Source organism: Azoarcus sp. TTM-91 (assembly GCF_012911025.1).
Lineage (GTDB): Bacteria > Pseudomonadota > Gammaproteobacteria > Burkholderiales > Rhodocyclaceae > Azoarcus.
In genome coordinates, this window is the sequence record NZ_WUEI01000028.1 from 31,313 (window position 1) to 49,890 (window position 18,578).

Here is an 18,578-nt window from a genome sequence, read left to right on the forward strand (position 1 = left end):
CGACCGCAAGGAATTCCGCAATGAGCACAAACATGCAAAAAGAAACCCACCCGGCCGTCCGCGTCTTTCGCCTGAACCCGGTGACCCAGGCCCTGGCCGGCGTCGCCGCCGCCATCCCGGCGCTCGCCTTCGCGCAGATGCCCACCGGCGGCAACGTCGTCTCCGGCGGCGCCACCATCACCGCGCCGGACGCCAACCACACCGTCATCCAGCAGACGACCGGCAAGGCCATCATCAACTGGGACAGCTTCTCCATCGGCCAGAACGGCTACGTGCAGTTCATCCAGCCGGGCAGCAGCGCCATCGCGCTGAACCGGGTGGTGGGCGCCGATCCGTCCTCCATCCTGGGCAACCTGTCCGCCAACGGCCAGGTCTTCCTGGTGAACCCCAATGGCATCTTCTTCGGCGCCGGCTCGGTGGTTAACGTGGCCGGCATCGTCGCCACCACGCTGAACATCAGCGACGCCGACTTCCTCGCCGGCAACTACCGCTTCGTCAAGGGCGGCTCCGACGCGCGGGTGGTCAACGCCGGCACCATCAACGCCGCCAACGGCGGCTACGTGGTGCTGGCCGGCGACTATGTTTCCAACGCCAGCGGCGGCGTGGTCGATGCCCAGCTGGGCACCGCGCTGCTGGCCTCCGGCAACGCGCTGACGCTGGAGCTGGAAGGCAACAGCCTGGTGCGCTACGCGGTGGATGAAGCCACCGTGGCCCACCTCGCCGGCGTGGACAACGCCGGCAGCATCCTCGCCAACGGCGGCCGGGTGATCATGACCGCCAAGGTGGCGGGCGACCTCGCCTCCATGGTGGTGAACAACACCGGCCTGGTGCAGGCCCAGAGCACCGTCGAGCGCGACGGCATCGTCTACTTGGTGGGCGAGGGCGGCAGCGTGGCCAACGCCGGCAAGCTGGATGTCTCCGCCCAGGCCGGCGCCAACGGTGGCCATGTGGACATCGTGGCCGATGGCGACATCGTGCATGCCGCCGGCAGCGTGATCGACATCAGCGGCGCCGCCACCGGCAGCTCCAACGCCGGCACCGTCTACACCTGGGCCGACGGCGCCAACCGCTTCAACAGTGGCGCCACCATCGTCGGCAAGGGCGGTGCGGAAGGCGGCAATGGCGGCTTCGTCGAGCTGTCCGGCAACAAGGTGGTCTACCGTGGCCTGCTGGACCTGACCGCGGTGGCGGGCACCGCCGGCTGGCTGCTGGTCGATCCGACCGAGATCACTATCAAGAGCGGCAGCGGCAGCGGCGACGCCGCAACCTTCTACGAGACCGACCTGGAGTCCGCGCTGGTGGGCACCAGCAACGTGGTGCTGCAGGCCAGCAACACCGGCGCCGGCAACACCGCCTCCATCACCATGGAAGCGCTGAGCGATGGCGAACTCACCGGCACCGGCACCGCCGGCCTGACGCTGGCGGTGAATGCGCAGAACGGCGCCACCGGCAGCATCACCTTCCAGAACAAGAGCGACACCATCAACATCGGCGGCGACCTGGTGCTGTCCGTCACCGATGGCAACGGCGTGGGCGCGGGTGCTGGCGTCGGCACCATCGACGTCGGCAATCTGACGTCCAAGAGCAACATCGACCTCACCGCCGGCAGCATCGCCACCCGCAACCTGACCGTCGCCAACAGCGCGGCGAACGGCAGCAACGCCGCCTACGCGATCAACGCCGACGCCACCACCGGCGATCTGACGGTGGATGGCGATGTTTCCCTGATCGTCAGCAACACGGCTGCCGCGGGCGTCAAGACCTCGGTGGACCTGCAGGCCGCTGGCGCGGTGAACATCACCGGCGACCTGGTGTCCAGCGCCACCGGCGTGGGCTACTACCACTACAACTACACCACCCCGGGCAGCGCGGCCACCAGCTACTACAGCACTTACGCTGACCGCAGCGATCCCTGGACCCTGGTCGACCAGGGCGATCACAAGATCGAGAGCTCCCTCAACGTGGGGGCGGGCGGCAACCTGACCATCGGCGGCACCACCACGGTGACGGCCACCGACAACAACACCGCCTTCACCGGCGGCAACGCCGGCGGCTACTTCCAGACCGCGACCTCGACCACGCACAACTTCTGGCGCCCGACGGCGGCCACCGCAACCGCCAACGTGACCGCCGGCGGCGCCGTCACCCTGGGCGGCCTGACCACGGTGAAGGCGGACGGCTACGCCACCGCCTCCTACAGCGAGGTCGAGTCCTGGAACGACATGGTGTTGCAGTACAACTACACCACCAAGAACCAGTCGGTCTCCAGCAACTGCAACCCGACCTGCACCTACAACAACTACACCATCACCAACGTCAAGGGTTCGGCCACCGGCAACTACGTGTGGAGCTTCACCTACAACGATGGCCCGAGCACGGCGAGCAACAGCCCGTCCTACTCCTCCTATACCGACAGCCACAGCGCCAGTGCCTCCACCCAACTCGGCTACAGCGGGCAGACGGGCGTTACCGCGTCGCTGAACGTGAACGCGGGCGGCAGCGTCACCACGAACGGCCTGGACGTTGCCATCGTCAATCGCTCCAGCACCAGCTCCACCTCTTACACCGACACCAACTGGGGCCACCAGGACTCCAGCAACGTCGGCGCGTCGGTGAGCGGCGCGCGCGAAGTCAATTACAGCGACAGCTTCGACAGGAGCTGGGCGGCCGCCCGTTCCACCGCCACCACCACCATCAGCTCCGGCGACAACCAGGCGGTGACGCTGAACGGCAACAGCAACACCTCCGCCAGCTTCACCGAGTTCGCTCAGGTGGACACCGCGCTGGCCGGCGCCACCATGACCGTCACCGCCGGCCAGAACGGCGGCAGCAGCGGTAGCGGCAACATCAACGTCAACGGCAACGTGACGGTGAGCGGCGGCGACAGCACCAATCCGGTGGCGCTCACCCTGACCAGCCTGGACGGCAACGTCGTGCAGGCCGCCGGCACCAGCATCACGGTGAACAACAGCTACACCGCCGGCGATGCCGATGCCACGCTGGAAGCCTCCGCCGGCAGCCTGCTGCTGCAGAGCATCAGCGTCGCCGCCGGCCACAATGCACAGCTCACCGGTTCCGCGCTGGACGACATCATCGTGGCCGGCACGCTGACCGCCCATGAAGCCGCCGGCACCAACAACACGCTGAGCCGCATCGCGCTGCAGACGACGGATGGCGACATCACCCTGGAAGACGCGGTGCGCTCCGAGTCGGCCGTGTCCGCGGTGGTCGATGTCGATGCGGGGCGTGACCTCACCGTCAACGGCGCGACCAGCGCGGTGGCGGACGGCGCCGGCAACACCAGCGATTCGTTCAGCACCAACGCCTCCATCACCTTCGCCAGTGGCGGCGACATGACCATCAACGGCACCACCACCGTGGATGTGGATGCCGCCAGCTACGGGCACCTGGGCCCCTACTACCCGTACTACAACTACCCGTATGCCACCACCACCAACGGCGTCATCCAGATGTCCAGCGGCGGGAACCTCCTGCTGAACAACACGGTGACGGCGACGGCGGACAGCGCTGGCTACAACGGCACCTCCAACGGCACTTACACCGGCAACGCCACCACCAGCATCACCATCAGCAGCGACGGCAACCTCACCGTCAACGAACTCATCAGCGCCACCTCCGGCAGCACCAGCAACGCGACCGCGGTCGGTGGCGGCAATGCCGGCAGCACCAGCGCCTCCGTCCAGCTCTCCAGCGACGGCACCACCGAGATCAACGCGGTGGTCCGCAGCAATGCGACCAGCGTCACCAACCAGGCCAGCGCCACCACCGTGGTGGGCGGCGGCGACCTGCTGACGCTGAACGAAGACGTGCTGGCGACCGGCGCCTCCGCGGCCACCGTCACCCTGAACAGCACCAATGCCGGCGGCGAGATCGTGCAACTCGCCGGCAAGACGGCGCGCGCCACCGCCGCCTCCGCAACCGCCAACGTGAACACCGCGGCGACCGGTTCGGTGGACCTGCGCAGCGTGGAAGCCCTGGGCACCAGCAACGCCAGCCTGACGATGAACGTGGGCTCCGGCGTGGTGGACGTCCTCACCAGCACCGCCTCCGCGGGCAGCGCCAGCGCCTCGCTGACCACCCAGGATGCCGATGGCACGCTGACCCTGGTGGACTCGGTGACGGTGACCGGCAACAAGACCACCGCCGGCGAAAGCGCCGCCCTGGTGGTGAACGCCGCCGGCGGCCTGGATGCCTCGAGCTCCGTCATCGCCGTCAGCAACAACTCGACCACCGCGAGCACCGGCGCGCGCGCCCAGATCACGGCCGGCGGCTCGGTGACGCTGGACGACATCCTGGTGACGACCGTGGGTGCCACCGGCTCCGGCTCCACCGCCAGCCTCGTCCTGAACGCCGGTGACGCCACGGTGACCGACTTCGCCGTCAGCTCCGACCATGGCGCGGCCTCGGCCAGCTTCACCACCACCAGTGGCGATCTGACGCTGAATGGCATCGGCCGCGTCTACGGCAACGGCGTGGGTACCTTCGCCGGGTTGTCCGCCAGCGTGGCCGGCGACCTCGACACCTCCGCGGCTTCCCTGGAGGTGCGTAACCAGAGCACGCTGTCGTCCGCCCATGCGAACGCAACGCTGGCGGCCACCGGCACCGCAACCATCGGCGACCTCAGCGTTAGCAGTGACGGCACGAACGGCGCCGTCACCGTCAACCTGTCCGGCGCGGATGGACTGACGGTGAGCGGCGAAGTGACCGCCACCTCGCTCGCCACCGGCGGCACCGCCACCGTCTCCCTTGGCTCCGCCGACGGCAACGTGAACGTGCTGGCGAACGCGCTGGTGCTGGCCAACAGCCACGGCTTTGCCAGCCTGTCCAGCGGTTCGGCTACCGGCGGCGTGCTGGATGGCGCGCTGCGGGCGAACTCGACCCACAACGGCGCCCAGCTCTCGATCGAGGCCGACGGCGGCGTGCTGTCGCAGGGTGCGGCCGGCGTGCTGCGTGCCGGCGCTGCCACCAACAGCCTGCTGGAAGTGCACGCCGGCGACAGCGTGCTCGACCTGAACGGTACGCTCCAGGCCGTGGCCACCAGTGGTTCCGCGACGCTGGACGTGATCGGCGCTTCCGGCAGCATCGCCGATTTCGAAGCCACCAGCGCTTTCAGCAACGCTTCCGCCTTCATCAGCGGCAACAACGCCAACGGCACCCTGGTGCTGGATGGGGCCGGCTCGGTGAGCGCCAACAGCGCTGGCAGCACCGGTGCCCTGCTGTCGATTGCCACCGTGGGCGCGCTCGACACCAGCACCGGTACGCTGGACGTCGGCAATGGCGCCACCACCAGCGGTGCAGGCGCGAGCATGGCGGTGGACGCGAACGGCAACGTCACGCTGGGGCAGGTGGATCTGGCTACCGGTGGCGTCAATGGCCTCGCCGAGCTCACGGTTACCAGCAACGCCGGCAACGTCAGCTTCGTCGGCGAGGTCAGCGTCAACGGCAACGGTTCCGGCAGCAACACGGTGGTCAGCGCCACCGCAGCCGGCAACCTGCTGGTGGGCAACGGTGCCGGGATCAGCGCCAGCGCACCCGACGGCTATGCCGCGGTGACGCTGACGGCGGACGGCAGCGCCACCATCAACGGCGACGTCGGCGCCACCGGCTCCGGCTCCGCGGCAGTGGCCATCACCGGCACCACCGGCGTGGCGCAGGGCGCGGCGAGCGAGATCGTCGCTGACGGTGGCACGACCGCCACGACCACCCTCACCGGTGCCGGCGTGCAAGTGGCTGGCCTGGTCCAGGCCAACGCCGGCAGCGGCGATGCCAACCTGAGCCTGGTGCCCCAAGGCGGCAACATCACCGTCGCCCAGGGCGGCCACGTGCTCGCCGCTTCGGCGGCCGCGGATGCCAAGGTGACGCTGGATGGCGCCAACAACCTGGTTCTCAACGGCATGCTGGAAGTCTCCGCGCTGTCCGGCGAAGCCAAGGTCAGCATCGACGACATCGGCACCTCGCTGACCCAGGGCAGCACCGGCACCATCGTCGCCTCCGGCGATGATGTCGAAGTCAATGTGGACGGCGGCGACAACCTCGCCAGCGTGGTGCTGGGCGGCTCGCAGACGCTGCTCGCCGGCCAGCAGAAGGCGGTGTTGAAGGTCGCCGGCGGCCAGGTCCGCGTCACCAACTTCGACATCCACAGCCAGGGCAACAACGCCGGGGCGCTGGTGGTCGGCAACAACGTGGTGTTCGACGGCACTGGCGTGATCGATGCCGTGGGTTCCATCGCAGCGCTTTCCAGCACCGCCGGGACTGGCAACATCGACAGCCGCAGCGCCGACCTCAGCGTGACCAACAGCGGTAGCGGCACGGCGGACGTCCATCTCGAGGCGCAGGCGGGCTCGGTGCTGCTGGGCGACACCGACGTGGTGGCGGCCGGCGGTTCGGCTGGCCTGGACGTGCAAGCCGCCACCGGCATCGAATCCACCGGCAACGTGCTGGTGCGCGCCACCGGCGGCGACTCGTCCATCGAACTCGTCACCAGCGGTGCCACCGCCCACATCAAGGTCGCCGCCGGCACCATGATGGTCGCGGAAAGCCTGGGCAACCACGCCGGCGACGCCGACATCTACATGAAGGCGGGCGACTGCTGCAAGGCGGAAGTCCAGCTCAATGGCAACGTCACCGCCAACAACACCGGCAGCGGCGACGCCACGGTGGCGGCCTACGCCGGCAAGATCACGGTGAACGGTGTCACCACCGCCCACTCTGTCGGCGGCAGCACCGGCATCGGCCTTGCCACCGCGGGTGATCTGGTGGTGTCGGGCAAGCTGGTTTCCAAGGCCGACTCGGCCAACGAAGAAGCCCACATCGTGCTGGTGTCCGACAAGCTCAACTACAGCGGCACCGCCGAGCTGTCGCAGGGCAACGGCCGCGTGCAGCTGGCGCCGTTCAGCACCGATGAGATCATCGGAGTGAACTCCGCCCGCGACCACGACGCCATCATCGGGGTGAACTACACCACCGGCACGCTGAACAAGTTCGCCGGCTACGGCGCCGAGATCCGCATCGGCGGCAGCTTCGACCGCAGCAACTGGGCGAACGGCTCCGACTGGTGCATCCCGGAAATGGCGAACTGGACGGACGTCACCCAGCACACCGCCGACATCCACGTCGCCGGCTCCAGCAACATCGTGCTGGCCGACACCACCATGGTGTTCGACACCACCGGCATCACCTACTACCACGACCAGGGCATGAGCCCGTGGAGCGTGCCGAACGGCCGCACCGCGATCTACGTGCCGCGCGCGGAGAAGGTGAGCATCGACCGCTACGTGGATCGCACCGACAACTCGCTGCACTCCGTCAGCAAGATGCCGGACACCACCCTGGCGCTCGCCACCACCGGCATCCCGCCGGAAGGCACCACGCCGCTGGGCGGCAACTTGTTCCTCGCCGGTGACGGTGTGAACATGGGCGTCTATGGCGGCGGCGCCGGTGCAGGCCAGAACGGCCAGAATGGCGTGAGCGGCGGCGGCGAGCAGGGCGGCGACGCCAACGCGGACGACGACGAGAACCGTCGCAGCCGTAACCGGAACTGAGCGTCCAGACTGGAAGTCGTTACAGGACCGCCCCGGCAACGGGGCGGTCTTTTTTCGAGGAGATCGAACAATGAGTGAAACCCAGACCGCCGGCGGCATGAAAGTCACGCCGCCCTTCGCCTACGGCGAAATCGTGCCGCTGCTCAAGCAGCACCGCGTCGCGGTCGAGGACGGCATCGTCGCGCCCGCCCTGCGCAATGTGCAGGCAGTGCCCATCTCCATGAGCGAAATGGGCCGCGCCGCGCGCGACTACCCCATCGCCTTCAGCGGCACGCCGGATGGCAAGCGCTTCGGCGTCATCGCGCTGCTCGGCCTGCGCCAGGGCGAAAACCGCCTGGTGGACGACGCCGGCCGCTGGCGCGAAGGCTGGTACGTGCCCGCCTACATCCGCCGCTACCCCTTCTGCATGGCCTCGGTCACCGACAACGGCCAGCAGCGCGACGAGCGGGTCGTGTGCGTGGAACGCGGCGCGCTGGCCGAAGGCGACGGCGGCCGCGCGCTGGAAGACGAATCCGGCAAGCCGCAAGCCTGGTGGGAAGAGCGCCTCAAGCTCACCCAGGAATTCGAGGCCGACCTGCTGCGCACCGCCCGCATGTGCGACACCCTGAGCAAGTTCGGCCTGCTGGTACCGTTCTCCGCCCAGGCGGTGAGCAAGAGCGGCGACACCATGAACATCACTGGGCTGTTCCGCGGCGACGAAGGCCGCCTGGACAAGCTGCGCGCCGACGACCTGCGCATGCTTATCCGCACCGGCACGCTGGGCCGGCTGTACGCGCAGATGTTCTCGCTGGACAACCTGGGGCGCTTGCTGGACCTGGGCTGAAAGCTGATACCACCCGCCGCTGATGTGGCGGTGGCGGCGAATGCTTGGACGAGAACGGGCCGTAAGGCCCGTTTTTCATGTCTGCAATACGGCTGCTTCGTCTGAAGGCGGCCCAGCGGCAGGCTCGCGTCATGATCTACGTCATCCGGGAAGGATAGTCATATGGTTTATGCTCCCCGGGTTAACGCAAAGCCTTGCAGCTCCATGACGGAAGCCTCCCTGTGCCAGCCAGAAACCGGATGACAACTCAACTGCGACTCGCGTCAGCAATTGTGGCGCTCATCATCTCGTCATCGGCTTCCGCCGAAAGGAAACCGGAAATCCAGTTCCTGCACGGCAGCGAGTTGATGCAATGGTGCAAAGAGGAAGCCCAGGCCCACTTTGCCGGTAAGGACGTTTCGACCAGTGGAGTGGGCGCCATTACGAGAGGGGAAACATCCTCCATGTGGAAGGGCAGATCAGGGCGGGTGACAAGGATGTCCCGGTCAATTGCCGGGTGGCCAAGGGCGCACGCGAGCATCTTGCGGCTATTGAAATACTGGAAGGCCGATGACTATGTTTCGGTGCCCCTCACGTAAAAGGTCAGACAGTGTCAACAACGCCAGAGAAAAAACCTCTCCTTTCACTCGAAATGAATGGCTGGGGCTTGCGATTGGAGCTTGGTTCATTGCAGGTCTTTTGTTTTATCTTTTTGGATTCAATGCACTGGGTCGTTATTCCTTGATCGTGCTCATCGGCGGTCCCTGCTACCTCTCCTTTAAATTTCTCTCTAGCAGGTCAGAGTAGTTTGTAATTTTCTAGCGCTTGTTGCCCAGAATCTTGGTCAAGGCGCTCCCTTTGGTCATTGGACGCTGCGCAATAAAGCTGCGCGGCGTTGGTTAACGCTAGGTTAGGTCGCACATGCGCATTCGGTATGCATTCGTTGTTATTGGGCTTTTCATTTCCAGTGTTCATGCTCAAACGGTTTCCTTCAACCGATTTACTGATGATCTTCCACAATTATTGGAGACAGATGCCGTAACGGTCATGGTTCGTAGCCTTATGCATGATTTCGCCGGGAAATTGTGCGCACGATTGAGCAACGCTACGGGAGGCGAGGCACAGGAGGAGGCCGAGAAATGGAGAGCAAGAAACGATGCGTTCATTCGTGGTGCCTCAAGCGTGCTGAACGAATTCGGCGATCGTTATCTCCAGGTTGGTGGCGAATCGGCCAAACAGGAGTATTCCCAGATGATCTTGCTGACCGCAGTGAAGGAAGCCAATCGGCGAGTAATGCGACAGTTGGACGGTGCAAACCTTGACAACGCTATCGTCCCGCCTGAGCGTGCCTGTTACGGCCTAGCGCAACTGCTTAATGACAGAGTTGCTGACTTCGAGCGCTCGCCAGAGACAACGCGCGCCTTGGTTCCTTACATGGAACGGAAGGGTATTCGCTAAGGCAGCCCGACCCTTGGCTCAACCGGATTTGAGCTTCTTCGCTCTTTAGATCCGACGTTAGCCGGTTTGAGCACGGCATTGGCACTGAATGAAATCGGGCCGCGGCGAGTCTCCTCGCCGCGGCCCGATTTCATTCAGCGGAACACCCGCCCTCAGGCTTCCTGCACTGCCCCGATGAAGCCCGCCAGTTCCGGCGTCTGGGGCGCGGCGAACACCGTCTTCGGATCGCCGCTTTCATGTATCCGGCCCTGGTGCATGAAGATCAGCTTGTTGCCGACGTCGCGGGCGAAGCGCATTTCGTGGGTAACCATGATCAGCGTCATGCCCTCGCTGGCGAGCTGGCGGACGACGGCGAGGACCTCGTTGACCAGCTCCGGGTCCAGCGCCGAGGTGATCTCGTCGCACAGCAGCACCTTGGGCTTCATCGCCAGGGCGCGGGCGATGGCGACGCGCTGCTGCTGGCCGCCGGAGAGCTGGTCGGGGAAGCTGCTGAACTTGTCGGAGAGGCCGACCTTCAGCAGCATTTCCTTGGCGATGTCCTCGGCCTCGCGCTTGGAGCTGCCCTTGACCACCGTGGGCGCGAGCATGACGTTCTGGCCGGCGGTGAGGTGGGGAAAGAGGTTGAACTGCTGGAACACCATGCCGACTTTCTGGCGCAGGGCGCGCAGGTCGCCCTTGCCGTCGTGCAGCGCGGCACCGTCCACCACCAGCTCGCCCTTGTCTATGGTTTCCAGGCCGTTGATGGTGCGCAGCAGGGTGCTCTTGCCGGAGCCGCTGCGGCCGATGAGGGCGACGACGTCGCCCTGGGCGACTTCCAGGTCTATGCCCTTGAGGACGTGGTTGGCGCCGAAGTGCTTGTGCAGGCCGGTGATCTTAACGAGCGACATGGAATTTCCTCTCCAGGCTTTTGGCGTACAGCGAGAGCGGGTAGCAAAGGATGAAGTAACCGGCGGCGACCAGGCCGAACACCAGGAAGGGCTGGAAGGTGGCGTTGGCCAGCATGGAGCCGGTCTTGGTGAGTTCGGCGAAGCCGATGATGGACGTCACCGCGGTGCCTTTGACCACCTGCACCGAGAAGCCGACGGTGGGCGCGATGGCGATGCGCAGCGCCTGCGGCAGCACCACGTAGCGCATCTGCTGGGTGTAGGACAACGCCAGGCTGGCGGAGGCCTCCCATTGGCCGCGCGGCACCGACTCCACGCAGCCGCGCCAGATCTCGGCGAGGTAGGCGCTGGTGAACAGGGTGAGGCCGACGGCGGCGGCGATCCAGGGCGACACGTCCAGGCCGACCAGCGACAGGCCGAAGAAGACGATGAAGAGCTGCATCAGCAGCGGCGTGCCCTGGAAGACTTCGATGTAGCCCTTGGTGAGCGCCTGCAGCAGGCGGTTCTTGGAGATGCGGGCGAACAGGATGGCGAGGCCGACCAGGCCGCCGAGCACGAAGGCGATGAGCGACAGAGCCAGCGTCCATCTGCCGGCTTCCAGCAGGTTGCGGACGATGTCCCAGGTGGTGAATTGGACGAACATCAGCGCGGCCTCCCGACGATGAAGCGCTGGCCCAGCCGCATCAGCAGCTGGCGGATCAGCAGGGCCATGACGAAGTACATCGCCGTGGTGACGAAGTAGGTTTCGAAGGCGCGGAAGTTGCGCGACTGGATGAAGTTGGCGGCGAAGGTGAGTTCCTCCGCGGCGATCTGGGAGCAGACCGAGGAGCCGAGCATGACGATGATCACCTGGCTCACCAGCGCCGGCCACACGCGGGTCAGCGCCGGGCGCAGCACCACGTGGCGGAAGGTCTGCAGCCGGGTGAGCGCCAGCGAGGAGGCGGCCTCGATCTGGCCGCGCGGCGTGGCCTGGATGCCGGCGCGGATGATTTCGGTGGAATAGGCGCCGAGGTTGATCACCATCGCGATCACGGCGGCATGCCACTCGGTCATCTTCACGCCCAGCGAGGGCAGGCCGAAGAAGATGAAGAAGAGCTGCACCAGGAAGGGGGTGTTGCGGATCACCTCCACATAGAGCCCGAAGAGGCGGTCGAAGGGGCTGATCTTCCAGGCGCGGCAGAGCGCGCCGACGATGCCGAGGCCGATGCCCAGCACCGCGCCGACGGCGGTCAGCGCCAGGGTGAAGGCGGCGCCGGTGAGCAGCAGGTCGGTGTGCTGCAGCACCGGGGCGAAGTCGAACTGATAGGCCATCCAGGGTCTCCATGGCCGGCGCCGGGCCGGCTCGTGGCCGCGCGGGGCGCTGTGGGAGGGGCGGGTCGGGGCTGTCGGGGCTGCTTGCCCCGCTACCGCCGCCCGGGAGCCGCGGCGGCGGGGCGCAGGCGCTTACAGGTCCTTGGGCAGCGGGGCGTTCAGCCAGCGCTGGGCGATGGCGTCCAGGCTGCCGTCCTGCTTCGCCTTGGCGATGATCTCGTTCACCTTGGCGGTCAGCGCGGTCTCGCCCTTGGCGATGCCGACGTAGCAGGGCGAGTTCTTGATCAGGAACTTGGCGTCCAGGCGACGCAGCTTGGTCATGTCGTTCACCGCGGCGGCGACGACGTTGCCGGTGGCGATGAACTGCACCTGGCCGGTGAGGTAGGCGGAGATGGTGGCGTTGTTGTCTTCGAAGCGCTTGATGGTGGTGTTGGCCGGGGCGATCTTGGTCAGCTCCAGGTCTTCCACCGCGCCGCGGGTCACGCCCACCGTCTTGCCGGCGAGCTCGCCGGCCTGCGCCAGCTTGACGTCGGTGGGGCCGAACACGCCGTTGAAGAAGGGCGCGTAGGGGGTGGAGAAGTCGATCACCGCTTCGCGCTCGGCGTTCTTGCCCAGGCTGGAGATCACCAGGTCGGCCTTGCCGGTGGTGAGGAAGGGCACGCGGTTGGTGCTGGTCACCGGGATCAGCTCCACCTTCACGCCCAGCTCCTTGCCGATCAGGTTGGCCATGTCGATGTCGTAGCCGCGCGGCTTCAGGTCGGGGCCGACGCTGCCGAAGGGCGGGAAATCCTGCGGCACGGCGACACGCAGGGTGCCGTTCTTGTGCACGTTGGCGAGCACGTCGGCATGGGCGCTGGCCAGGCCCAGGGTGGCGCTGGCGGCAATGCCGGCGGCGAGGGCGCAGAGGCTGCGGAGGAAGGGGCGGCGGCTGGTGGTCATGGTGGATCTCCGGGAGGAAGTGCAGAGGTGGGTTATTGCGGGCTGTGCTGCGTTCTACGGTTTCGGTCTGCTGGGAACGGCGTGTATCTTCAAAGACTCATTCGATCTGCAATTCCAGGCCCACCCGCCGCGCGGCGGCGGCCAGGTGGCGGCGCATCGCGGCGGCGGTGGCGGCGGCATCGCCGGCATCGATGGCGGCGAGGATCTCGCGGTGTTCATCGGCCGGCTCCCAGATGCCGCCGGGGTTGGAGAAGGGCAGGCGCAGGCTGTGGCCGATCTGCTCGCGGAACTGGTGGGCGATGGTGATCAACCCCGGGTTGGTGGAGGACTCGGCCAACTGCAGGTGGAACTGCAGATCCCAGTCCGCCGCCATCACCAGGTCGCCCACCCGCAGCGCGTCCTCCATGCCGCGCTGGATGTCTTCCAGCGCCTGGCGGCCTTCGGTGTTCATGTGGCGGGTGGCGAGCGCCGCCCATGCCGGCTCCAGCGCCAGACGGAATTCGATCAGCGCCTGCGGCGTCATCGAGCCGGCGCCGGGCAGCGGCCGCGCCGGGTCCGGCCGGCTGCCGGCGGTCACGAACACGCCCTTGCCCGGCTGCGAGCGCACCAACCCCAGCGCTTCCAGCGTGGAAATGGCCTCGCGCAGCGAGGCACGGCTGATCGCCAGCTGGTCGGACAGTTCGCGCTGCGAGGGCAGGGCGGAGCCGCTGGGAAATTCTCCCTCGGCGATGCGGCGCTGCAGCGCCTGGGCGGCAATGGCGGAGATGCTGGGCATGGGTGCCTTCGGTTGCGGTCTGACAGTTCGGACTGGTCAGACCAGTCAGATCGGTAGTAGCAGAAGCTGTGCCAATTGCTGGCCCGCTGAGTCTGGCCGGCTGGAAAGCGAGTGTTCATGGGGAATTGCGGGTTCCAAGGCGATGGGAAGGGTCACCTTGGGGTGGTTCGGGCAGGGGAGGTAATGCCCTCAAACGGTGCCTTTCTCTGCTTTCATGCCCCGCACGGGGGCGGGCTTTCGCTTCGCCGGAGTGGCGTGACGGCATGGCTGAGGGAAGAACGTTTTCGCGCTTGAAGCTGAAGGCTTGCCGAATCTGGCCAGGGCGAGGGCTTTGGCAATGGGTTTGCAGCAGGGACTTGCGTTGGCAAATGCGCCATTGCCTCAGCCCGATGGGTGCTTTCGTCCGCAAAAGCAGGCAAACACTGCCCAAGGGGGGCTGACCGTGGGCTTGCTGCCTACCCGCTCAGCCACTTGCGGCCCTTGCTGTTTCTGGATAACGCCTGCGCGGGCGCTTTCCTAGAATCGTCCTCACCCCCAATCCGGTGAGACCAGAACAAAATGCAGACGCGCGATGAGCTGTTTCCCGAGAGTTTTCCCCAGCCTGACGACCAGCCCCATGACCCGGCCGCCGGCAGCCGGCGCGACTTCCTGCGCAACGCCGGTCTGCTGGGCGCGGCGGCGTTGCTTCCCGGCGGCCTCGGTGCGGCCGGCACCGCGATGGCCGCCCAGGCGCCGTCCGACATCGTGATGGCGGACGCGGTGGCGCTTTCGGCCTGGATCAAGGCGCGCAAAGTGTCCTGCCGCGAGGTCATGAGCGCCTTCCTCGACCATATCGAACGCATCAACCCCAAGGTGAATGCGCTGGTATCGCTGCAGGAGCGCGACGGTCTGCTACGGCAGGCCGACGAGCGCGACGCCCAGCTCGCCCGTGGCGAGTACCTCGGCTGGATGCACGGCATGCCGCAGGCGCCCAAGGATCTCACCGCCACCGCCGGCATTCCCACTACCCAGGGCTCGCCGCTGTTCAAGGACTATGTGCCGCGGCAGGATTCCATCATCGTCGAGCGGGTGCGCCGGCAGGGCGCCATCCTCATCGGCAAGAGCAACACGCCGGAGTTCGGCCTCGGCTCGGCCACCTACAACACCGTGTTCGGCACCACCCTGAATGCCTACGATCCCAGCCGCCACGCCGGCGGCAGCAGCGGCGGCGCGGCGGTGGCGCTGGCCGCCCGGATGCTGCCGGTGGCCGACGGCAGCGACATGATGGGCTCGCTGCGCAATCCGGCGGCCTGGAACAATGTGTTCGGCTTCCGGCCGTCGCAGGGCCGAGTGCCTTTCGGCCCCACCGGCGAGGTCTTCTTCCAGCAACTCGGCTACGAAGGGCCGATGGGGCGCACGGTGCGGGATCTGGCGATGCTGCTGTCGGTGCAGGCCGGCCACGACGCCCGGGTGCCGATGTCCAGCAGCGAAGATCCGGCGGTGTTCGCCGGCTCGCTGCAACGGGATTTCCGTGGCACCCGCATCGGCTGGCTGGGCGACTTCCGTGGCTATCTGCCGATGGAGGCTGGCGTGCTGGAGCTGTGCCGCCAGGGGTTGAAAGGCTTCGAGGCCGTGGGTTGCACGGTGGAGGAGGCGATGCCGGAGTATCCGATGGAGCAGCTGTGGCAGACCTGGCTCACGCTGCGCCACTGGCTGGTCGCCGGGCTTGCCACGCCGCTCTACAACGACCCGGCCAAGCGCGCGCTGCTGAAGCCGGAAGCGGTGTGGGAGATAGAGGGCGGGCTCAATCTCACCGGCGCGGATGTGTGGCGCGCCACCGTCCAGCGCAGCAAGTGGTACGAGGCGCTGCGCAAGCTGTTCGAGCGCTACGACTACCTGGTGCTGCCCTCGGCCCAGGTCTTCCCCTTCGATGCCGGCCAGCACTGGCCCGCGGAGATCGCCGGCCGCCGGATGGACACCTATCACCGCTGGATGGAGGTCGTGACGGGGGGAACCCTGGCCGGCCTGCCCATTCTGAACGTGCCGGTGGGTTTCAACGCCCAGGGGCTGCCGATGGGCGTGCAGCTGATGGGCAAGGCCCAGGCGGACCTCGCCGTGCTGCAGCTGGGCCATGCCTACGAGCAGGCCACCGGCTGGGTGCAGGCGCGCCGGCCGGCGCTGCTCTGAGGCGCGGCCGGCCGGGCCCGCTCCGCTGTCAGGGGCGGTCCTGCATGGTGCCGTGCACATACATGTCGCCGGCGGACATCCACTTGCCGTCCACCTTCTCCCACAGGAACAGGATGCGGAAGGTGAAGGGCTTCTCCGCGGGGTCGCGCGGTTTCACATGGAAGTTGGCCCAGTCCCAGCCCATGTTGCCGCTGACCTTGGTGTGGACCGACTCGATGCGTACATCGCCGTACTTCACCAGCTCGCGGTACATCGGCCGCAACTGCTCGCGGCCGACCTTCACCGGCGTTTCCTCGCCGGTGGAGATCACATCCGGGGCGTAGAAGCGGTCGACGATGGCATCCGCATCCTGGCTGGCGAAGGCTTTTTCCTTCAGGTCGTAGAGCGAGCGGATGGCGGCCTGGAAGGCTTTCAGTTCGGCGCTTGCCGTTGCGGCGCCCGCCGGCAGCGTGGTGGCGAGGAGGCTGGCCGCGAGCAGGCTGGCGGCGAGGCGCGGAGGGTGGAAAACGCGGAAAACGCGGAAAACGCGGGAAAGCGTGTGCTTCATCAGATGATCTCCAGGATTTGCTTGGCGGCCCGGTCGCCTTCTTCGGCGGCGGTTTCCCACATCTGGGCGCCGGTGAGTTCCGCGTGGCAGAAGGCCATGCGGTTGAAACGGGTGCGGATGATCTCGCGCGGCGCCGGCTGGCCGTCCTTGCCGAAGAAGAAGCCCGGCGGCGCGGTGACGTAGGCGTGGCCCCAGCGGTTGGCGACGATGCCGGCGATGTCGCGCCTGGCGTCGAAACCGGCGGCGCCGAACATCTTCTGGAACTGGGTGCGCACGCCGGCCTCGATGTCGGCATAGGGCAGGTGGAAGAGCTGCATGCGGGCGGCGGTGCAGGTCTGGGCGACGTCGTTCAGCCCATTCACGATGAAGGGGTTGTACTGCACCATCATCGCCGGCTTGTCCGGGTCCAGCGGCATGGTCTCGCGGCCATCCACCAGCACGTTGCGGCGCAGGCTGGTCCACCAGCCGAAACCCTCGAACCAGCGCGCGGAGGCGATGCCCAGCTTGTCGAGGAAGCGCCAGTTGCGCAGGGCCACGTTCACCGTGAGCATGGGCGCGTGGTGGAAGGTGGCCATGGCGTCGTAATAGGCGCGCGGCAGGTCGCGGCAGACGTGCTTGTTGGCATGCTGCTGCCCGGCCATGATCACCGCCCGGGCGCGGGCCTTGTACAGCTTGCCTTCGCGCAGCCAGGTGACGGTGACGCCCTTGGCCGAGTCCGCCGGGCCGTCGTGGCTGACGGCGACCACGGTGGATGACAGCCGGATGCGCACCGGCTGGCTGGCGCGGTCCAGCGCGTTCCAGTTGAGCCTGCCGAGGATGAGCTCGCTCAGGCGCTCGCCGGCGAAGGCGTCCGGAATCAGGTGCTTCACCAGCCGGCGGGCGATGGTGGCATTGCCGCCGGGGAAGCTCACCAGGTAGAGGTCGTCGGTGCCATCGCCCTTGCCCTGGGCGGGATCGCGGTTGTAATTCACCACGCCCGGCTGCATGAAGTTGTAGGCGGAGAAGGCGGAGATGGTGTCCGCGCCCTCGCCGCAGCCCATGGCCGCCGCCACCGGGTCGATGTACTTGCTCACCTCCGGCCCCAGCCCCATCACCTTGCTCAGGTAGTCGCGATAGGTCATGGAGTCCAGCCACTGCGCCCAGTCGGCGCGGCGGGGCGCGGTGTGGCTGAGTTCCAGGCGGGTAAGGTCCTGCTTCTGCGCCTCGGGCAGCGGCGCGTCCCTCCAGCCGTTGTGCCAGGCGTTCTTGACGAAGCCCTGGCCTTCGAAGAAATAGCCGATGTCCGACTGCTCCCAGCCGATGTGCATCGGCGACCAGACGTCGCGCGGAATCAGCATGTCGCTGCGCAGGTTCTGCGGCTCCTGGAAGTCGAAGGCTTCGGGAAAGCCCAGTTCCTCGTAGAAGCCGCTGTAGAAGCCGAAGGCCTTGGCCCGCTGCAGCGGGAACACCATGCCGGTGGAGCCCTGCGGCCCGATCAACCGGGTGCCGTCCACCTCGATCTCGTTCTGCTTGGCCTCGCCGCCGAAGATGGCGTGCTGGTCCAGCATCAGCACGCTGCTGCCTGGCCTTTCCTTGTGATAGACGTGGGCGGCGGAGAGGCCGGCGATGCCACAGCCGACGACGATGAGGTCGTAGCTTTCGCCGGAGTCGGCGGCGCCGGCGATCAGCGCATCCATCTCGCGGTTGCGCAGCGCCGCCTTGGAGTCGTTCACCACGTTCCAGGTGTTGCCGTTGGCGCGGGCATAGTCGCCGATGCCGATGCCGGCGTCGCTGCGCCAGCCGCTCCATTCGCGCGTCAGCCCGGTGAGCGGCACCGGCACAGTCTGCGCGTGGGCGCTGCGCATCAGGCCGGGGGCGGCCATGCCGAGCAGGGCGCCGCCGGCGCCGAGCAGGCTGGCACCGAGGAAATCGCGGCGGGTGATGCGGGTATCGAAGCCGAGCGCGGTCTTTTCCTTTGCGCTCAGGCTGGCGGGTGGATTCGGGCTGGAATCCGGCGTCTCTGCCATGGGGGAGGCTCCTGGATGACGAGGGGATGCAGTCCGCCGGTCGCGGACTGCCAGGTCATGCTAGGGAGGCGGAAAAGGGCTGTCGTCATCCCTAAGGATGATGGGCGGCGGCTTTGCGGGGCCGGGAT

Annotated in this window: 11 protein-coding genes; 4 read left to right on the forward strand and 7 right to left on the reverse strand. The window is 67.0% G+C overall.

Going from position 1 to position 18,578, the window contains the following annotated elements; all coding sequences use genetic code 11:
• The first annotated feature begins 20 nt into the window (after positions 1-20).
• The 3 genes from GRF61_RS10410 (at position 21) to GRF61_RS10420 (ending at position 9,822) form a co-directional block, all read left to right on the forward strand.
• A complete protein-coding gene (locus GRF61_RS10410) occupies positions 21-7,562 on the forward strand; it encodes a filamentous hemagglutinin N-terminal domain-containing protein (RefSeq protein WP_169150586.1) in 7,542 nt (2,513 codons plus the stop codon).
• A gap of 70 nt (positions 7,563-7,632) precedes the next feature.
• On the forward strand, positions 7,633-8,385 hold the full coding sequence (locus GRF61_RS10415) for a SapC family protein (RefSeq protein WP_169150587.1): 753 nt from the start codon (positions 7,633-7,635) through the stop codon (positions 8,383-8,385).
• 900 nt (positions 8,386-9,285) lie between these two features.
• Positions 9,286-9,822, forward strand: coding sequence for a hypothetical protein (locus GRF61_RS10420; RefSeq protein ID WP_169150588.1), 537 nt, complete (start codon positions 9,286-9,288; stop codon positions 9,820-9,822).
• 152 nt (positions 9,823-9,974) lie between these two features.
• Here the strand turns inward: GRF61_RS10420 and GRF61_RS10425 are convergent, their stop codons facing one another.
• From GRF61_RS10425 to GRF61_RS10445, 5 genes are all read right to left on the reverse strand, one after another.
• Positions 9,975-10,709 (reverse strand): amino acid ABC transporter ATP-binding protein, encoded by a 735-nt coding sequence (locus GRF61_RS10425; protein ID WP_169150589.1) that lies wholly within the window; start codon positions 10,707-10,709, stop codon positions 9,975-9,977.
• Positions 10,696-11,349 carry an amino acid ABC transporter permease gene (locus tag GRF61_RS10430; RefSeq protein ID WP_169150590.1) on the reverse strand — a complete coding sequence of 218 codons (654 nt, stop codon included), beginning with the start codon at positions 11,347-11,349 and terminating at the stop codon, positions 10,696-10,698. Before GRF61_RS10430 ends, GRF61_RS10425 begins: the two co-directional genes overlap by 14 nt.
• Entirely contained in the window at positions 11,349-12,017 is a 669-nt protein-coding gene (locus GRF61_RS10435) for an amino acid ABC transporter permease (protein ID WP_169150591.1), read from the reverse strand. The genes GRF61_RS10430 and GRF61_RS10435 overlap by 1 nt, the downstream gene beginning before the upstream one ends.
• A gap of 132 nt (positions 12,018-12,149) precedes the next feature.
• Positions 12,150-12,956 (reverse strand): transporter substrate-binding domain-containing protein, encoded by an 807-nt coding sequence (locus GRF61_RS10440; protein WP_169150592.1) that lies wholly within the window; start codon positions 12,954-12,956, stop codon positions 12,150-12,152.
• Between the two features lie 97 nt (positions 12,957-13,053).
• Positions 13,054-13,731 (reverse strand): FCD domain-containing protein, encoded by a 678-nt coding sequence (locus GRF61_RS10445; protein WP_169150593.1) that lies wholly within the window; start codon positions 13,729-13,731, stop codon positions 13,054-13,056.
• Positions 13,732-14,289: 558 nt separating this feature from the next.
• On the opposite strand from GRF61_RS10445, the gene GRF61_RS10450 reads away from it, so the two are divergent.
• Positions 14,290-15,897 (forward strand): amidase, encoded by a 1,608-nt coding sequence (locus GRF61_RS10450; protein WP_211165883.1) that lies wholly within the window; start codon positions 14,290-14,292, stop codon positions 15,895-15,897.
• Positions 15,898-15,925: 28 nt separating this feature from the next.
• On the opposite strand, the gene GRF61_RS10455 is transcribed toward GRF61_RS10450, so the two are convergent.
• Together GRF61_RS10455 and GRF61_RS10460 are read right to left on the reverse strand one after the other, a co-directional pair.
• The gene (locus tag GRF61_RS10455) at positions 15,926-16,444 is read right to left on the reverse strand and encodes a nuclear transport factor 2 family protein (RefSeq protein WP_169150594.1); all 519 of its coding nucleotides are present in this window, start codon (positions 16,442-16,444) and stop codon (positions 15,926-15,928) included.
• The gene (locus GRF61_RS10460) at positions 16,444-18,450 is read right to left on the reverse strand and encodes an NAD(P)/FAD-dependent oxidoreductase (RefSeq protein WP_169150595.1); all 2,007 of its coding nucleotides are present in this window, start codon (positions 18,448-18,450) and stop codon (positions 16,444-16,446) included. Before GRF61_RS10460 ends, GRF61_RS10455 begins: the two co-directional genes overlap by 1 nt.
• Positions 18,451-18,578 lie beyond the last annotated feature (128 nt).